The sequence below is a fragment of the Streptomyces sp. NPDC058691 genome, from assembly GCF_042714775.1.
Lineage (GTDB): Bacteria > Actinomycetota > Actinomycetes > Streptomycetales > Streptomycetaceae > Actinacidiphila.
In genome coordinates this window covers 1-5,090 of record NZ_JBHXSO010000133.1, presented here as the reverse complement: position 1 = coordinate 5,090, position 5,090 = coordinate 1, and the positions used below count along the sequence as shown (strand labels likewise).

The 5,090-nt window shown below is 66.4% G+C and carries 5 protein-coding genes and 1 pseudogene; 2 read left to right on the top strand and 4 right to left on the bottom strand.

The window, feature by feature from the left end:
• Positions 1–19 precede the first annotated feature (19 nt).
• From ACFWVC_RS38505 to ACFWVC_RS38495, 3 genes are all read right to left on the bottom strand, one after another.
• Positions 20–331, bottom strand: a complete 312-nt coding sequence (locus ACFWVC_RS38505; protein WP_384299478.1) for an IS3 family transposase — start codon at positions 329–331, stop codon at positions 20–22.
• 131 nt (positions 332–462) lie between these two features.
• Entirely contained in the window at positions 463–783 is a 321-nt protein-coding gene (locus ACFWVC_RS38500; RefSeq protein WP_384299471.1) for a transposase, read from the bottom strand.
• 85 nt (positions 784–868) lie between these two features.
• Complete coding sequence (locus ACFWVC_RS38495) at positions 869–1,432, bottom strand: TetR family transcriptional regulator (protein WP_384299465.1); 564 nt, start codon at positions 1,430–1,432, stop codon at positions 869–871.
• Between the two features lie 125 nt (positions 1,433–1,557).
• Here ACFWVC_RS38495 and ACFWVC_RS38490 point away from each other — a divergent pair, with 125 nt between their 5' ends.
• On the top strand, positions 1,558–2,001 hold the full coding sequence (locus ACFWVC_RS38490; RefSeq protein WP_384299457.1) for a nuclear transport factor 2 family protein: 444 nt from the start codon (positions 1,558–1,560) through the stop codon (positions 1,999–2,001).
• A 121-nt stretch (positions 2,002–2,122) separates the two neighbouring features.
• On the opposite strand, the gene ACFWVC_RS38485 is transcribed toward ACFWVC_RS38490, so the two are convergent.
• Entirely contained in the window at positions 2,123–4,108 is a 1,986-nt protein-coding gene (locus ACFWVC_RS38485; RefSeq protein WP_384299448.1) for a SpoIIE family protein phosphatase, read from the bottom strand.
• 851 nt (positions 4,109–4,959) lie between these two features.
• Here ACFWVC_RS38485 and ACFWVC_RS38480 point away from each other — a divergent pair.
• Positions 4,960–5,090: pseudogene (locus ACFWVC_RS38480) on the top strand (esterase); the annotation flags it as partial.

Below are 5,090 nucleotides of genomic sequence, written 5' to 3'. Positions count from 1 at the left end.
AGTACGAAGACGCCTACCATCACCAACACACCCACGCCGACGAACCCGTCAGCGCGTGACATCCCGCTCGACACCAAACCCGGAACGGTTCAAAGTCACGGTTGACCAGGTCACCCGCCCGGCGGCCATCCTTGCCCGGGGTGGTGGTCCGTATCCGTCGTCCGCGGACCGCACCGGTCAGGCCTGCCTGGCGCATCAGACGTTCAACGGTGCACCGGGCGACCTCGGTGCCCTCGCGCCGTAACTGATGCCAGACCTTCCGCGCCCCGTAGACGCCATAGTTAGCCTGGTGGATCCGCCGGATCTCCTGGATCAACTCGGCATCGCGCACCGACCGCGCGGAGGGATGCCGGCGCTTGGCCGCGTAGTAGGTGGAGGCCGAGGCGGGGGTGCCGGCCCAGGTCAGGGTGCGGCAGATCGCCTCGACGCCGAACCGTTCGCGGTGGGCATCGATGAAACGGATCAGCGCGGCGGCTTCGGGTCGAGTTCGGAGGCGAAAAAAACGGCCGCGGCCTTGAGGATCTCATTCGCCCGCCGCAGCTCGGTGACCTCTTTCTCCAGTTCCCTGATCCGCTCACGCTCCTGCTGGGCGGAAACCGCCTGCGGGTCGGCCTGGGCCTCGGCCTTCTTCACCCAGTGCCGCAGGGCCTCGGGATGTATCCCGAGAAGATCCCCAACCTCCCGGATGATCCCCGAGCGCCCTGGGGACTGCCTCTGCTTCTCGGCGACCATCCGCACGGCCCGCTCGATCAGTTCCGCTGGGTACTTCCTCTGCGCCGGCATGAGCGCATCCTTCCAAGGTTCAGCGCTCTGCACCGAACCCGGAGCGATTCATCTCGCCGCATTGGCGACGCTTGCGACGGCCGTGCTAGGCGGCCAGCAGTGCTGCGACGGCGGCCACCACGACCTGCCTGCGATGGCTGGTGTCCTTGTCGCTCAGGGCCTCAAGCTCGGGGCCCGTCGACGACCAGAGCATCGCCATGTGCAGCACCACGGCAAGCAGATCCATCGATGCCAGGTGAGACGACACCTGCCCGGATTTCTGCGCCTCGGCGATCGCGGTCGCCTTCTCCTGGACGTTCTGGGTGATGGCCTCGAGCAAGGTGCCGGTGTCAGCTCGTTCGAGCTGGTACCACGTCGCGAGCCGGGCACGCGCCGGATTGGCGGTGTAACTGTCGTACACGCGGCCGGCGTACTCGGCCAGGTTCTCTGCGTCGATCGGCTCGTTGCACACGGGCTCCACGACCGCGGCGTTGAAGACGACGTCGAACAGGGCGTCCTTGCTCGTGAAGTAATGAAAGATGAGCGCCTTGTTGCAGCCCGCGGCGGCAGCGATACGGTCCGTGCGCGCGCCTGCGATCCCCCGCTCGGCGAACTCTGCCGTGGCCGCCTCGAGGAGGCGGCTTCGTGTCTCCGCTGCGTTGCCTGCCATGCGGGCACTCTATTTCATTAACCGGTTAGTTGACGACGTGGTTCGCCCTGTGTTCCTGTTAACCAAGTGGTTAACAGCCGCTGCCCGCGCTTGCGGAGCCGCGGCATGGACGAAAGGTGCCCCGAATGGACAGGACGACTGAACTGGTGGAGATCGAGCGCTTGAAGGTGCTGATGGCGCACTACTCCACCTGGGGCGACACGCAGCAGTGGGACAAGTTCGCCACGCTGCTCCATGAGGACATCGAGATCCTCATCGACGCCGCGCCCCGAGCAACCCCGGACGCCGACCCCGTGATGAAGATCACCGGCCGTGACACGTACGTCAACGGCCTTGTCCCCTACATGGGGGGTGTCCACAGCGCCCACCAGATGACTCTGCCGGACATCACCGTTATCGACGAGAACACGGCGCGCGCGACCTGGTGCCTGCACGACTACGTCAAAACCCCGGTCGTGAACTTCAAGGGCTGGGGCCACATGCACCACGACTACGTCAAGGTCGACGGCGAATGGAAGATCCACAAGCTGCACACCACCCGGACCATCGTCGAGGAGGAGTGGCTGTAAGGCCTTCCCCCTCGGTGGCCCTGGCTACGGGCACGCATCGGACACGCTGCCACAGATGAGAATCAGGCGACGCGATGGGGTTCAGCCTTGTGCCCGGTAGGTGCGTCGCCGGAACCCCGGGTTACTTCTGGGCGAGTGTCGCTCCCCGGCGGATGACCAGCACGGCCACGTCGTCGGCGTGGTCCACCGCGACCGCGGCGTCGAGGACGCGGTCGGCGGTCTCCTCGGCGTTCAGTCCGTCGCGGAGGGCTGCGCCGGCCAGTGTTCCGGCCCGCTCCAGCCCTGCCTCCAGCGTCAGGCCCGGTCCTTCGACCACACCATCGGTGACCATGACCAGCGCGCTGTCCTCGTCCAGGGTGAAGGCCTCCTCTGCGTAGTCCATGCCGGGCAGGACTCCCAGGACGGGCCCGCCAGGCAGCTTGACGACGTCGTGGCTGCCATCTCTGCAAGCGCGCAGCACCGGCACGTGGCCGGCGCTGGTGCCGGAGACCTCTCCGTCGCGTGGATCGATGTGCAGCATCGTGCAGCTGGCGAAGCGTGGCGGATCCATCGCGACAAGCAACTCGTTGGTGCGCCTCAGCACGGTCCCCGGATCCCGTTCTTGGTCGGCGATCGCGCGCATGAACAAGCGCACCTGCCCCATGAAAGCGGCGGCGTCCACGTCGTGCCCTTGAACGTCGCCGATCTCCACGGCGACCGTGCCGCCGGGCATGACGAAGGCGTCGTACCAGTCCCCGCCTATGTCCAGCTCGTGGCGGCTGGGCCGGTAGCGGGCGGCGACCTCCAGGCCCGGGAGGTGCTCGGGCAGTGTGGGGAGCATGGTCTGCTGCAGCGCCGAGGCCAGCTCGACGCGTGCCTGCTGCAACCGGATGCGCCTCAGCGCCTGGCCTGCCAGGTCGGCCAGCGTACCCATGAGGGTCCGCTCGTCCAAGGACGGCCGGTATCCGTTGGCGTAGGTCACCAGCCATCCTCCGACGGGTTGATTGCCGGCCTCGCTGAGGGGGGTGATCGAGACGGCGTAGTCCGAGCCGAGCCGGGCGAGCCGCGGGAATTGGGCCGCGTGGGGCCAGCGGCGGATGTAGTCCTTCCGGTCGGGGATGAAGTGAGACTTGCCAGTGCGGATCGCTTCGGGCAGCGGGCTCGGATGGTCCAGCGACATGCCGTGCATGACCTCGACCTCCCAGATGGCTATCCCGGCATCGGTGGAAATGTGCAGGCGATCTTCATCGACAAGTGCGAGCAGGGCACCACTGGCACCGAAGGTCGCGGCGAGCCGGGTCAGGACGACCTGCCGCAACTCCTGCTCCGTGGCCGCGCTGATCAAGGCGGAGGAAAATTCGGCGATCTCCTTGGCACGCTGCCGCTCGGCAGTCAGCGCGGCCTGCACCCTCTCCTTGCTCTTCTCCTGCTTGGTGTCGTCGCGGACCAACCCGAAGATCCGCTCGGGGCCGCCATACCCCAGCCGGATCCGACGGGTCTGAACGGCCAGTTGATGCCAGCCATCGTGCTGGGTGAGGTACCGCAACCTCACCCAGGGGGACTGGCCGGAAGCCGAGCGCCCCAGCTGCCGAAAGGCTTCCCGGTCATCAGGGTGGACCGACGACATGACGCTGGCCATCGACGTGGTGGGATCCGGGAAGAGCGCGACCACATCGGGTGCACCACCGAGCCACTCCAGCTGACGCTCATGGGCTGAATACATCCACAGGCCGAGGTTGGCGGCCGCAGTGGCCAGCCGGAACGGGATCAGCAGGCTGTTCAGGTCGTTCTGCGCGTTCAGTGCGTGCACCCACACCAGATGCTCGCCAGTTGCGGAATCCTTCACTTGCCTCGCCTCGATCAGGCAGGCGATTGAGGCTGCACCCGGCCCGGGGAAGTCGAGCACCCGCATCGCGACCGTCTCCGCCGTGGCGGCGTGGAGCACGAGACTCCTGGCCGAGATCCTTTGGCTTGCGGGCCACAGATCAACAAAGCCATGTCCCAGGCACTGCTCCGCCGCCCTGCCGAGCGCCGTGGCCATCGCAGGATTGAGACCGCTGATGACACCGTCCAGCGTCAGAAGAGCCGCCGGGTCGGCCCTTCGAAGGAGTTCATCCGAGGTATCCATCTGTAGCTCCCTGAGAATCGATGCACATGGGACCAGTGCCTCCACCGTCTTCGCGGCCCGAAAAGCCGTACGCCGGACGCCTACCAAGGTGGCGGCTAGCCCAGATAGCGCTGCCGTCTCGGCGGCCGTGGAACCGACACCTCAGCCGCCGTGACGCGGGCGACTGCGAAGTGTTACTGAGCCTGCGCGGCGTATCCGGCGAACCGGCCAACAGAAAAAGCGTGGCGGGGAACATGGCGATCGCCTCAACGGGGGGTGCGAGGCTGGCGATAGACCATTCATAGCTCTCTCACTCCGTAGAGGTCACGCGCACTTTCCCGCACGTTGCACGTCACTCATTTGCGGGGATCCCGCAGCAGACGTGGGTGAAGTCAAGGACAGCGCGCTGGTCATGGTCACCGACTGCGTGGACGAAGGACCGGGCCTGACGCTGGAAGCCGGACTGGAGCGGGCCGGAACACTGGTCGGCGCAGCCCTCCGCGACGGACTGAACGCCGAAGACCGCCGACCGCGTCCTCGACGCCGTGGTTGCGGTGGACCACACCGACGACGTGGCCGTCCTGGTCACCCGATGTACATGACTGCGCCCGCGTCCAGCGTGTCTTCCCGCGTCTCTGACAGCATCTGAATCGGTCACATGACATAAGCGTGTCTTCCCGCGTCTCTGACAGCATCCGAATCATTGATGGGGGGCCGGAATCGACCGGCTCGCCTATCGACGCCGACCGGAGCAGGATGGGGATCGCCCAGAACCGGTGCGGAACAGTTTCAACTCGTCCAACCAGATTTGGGATTGCGCACTAAGCCAGAGAGACGCCTTTCCCGACTTTGTTCCCCCGAAGGAGCATTCCGTGTCCGAGCAGTACACCCCAACGTCGCCGGTCCTCGAGCCCGCCGCGGCGGATTTCGCGGCGGCGACCGCGAAGCCGCCGTTCCTGTTCGACCTGGACCCGGCCGAGGGCCGCAAGGCCGTCGACGAGGT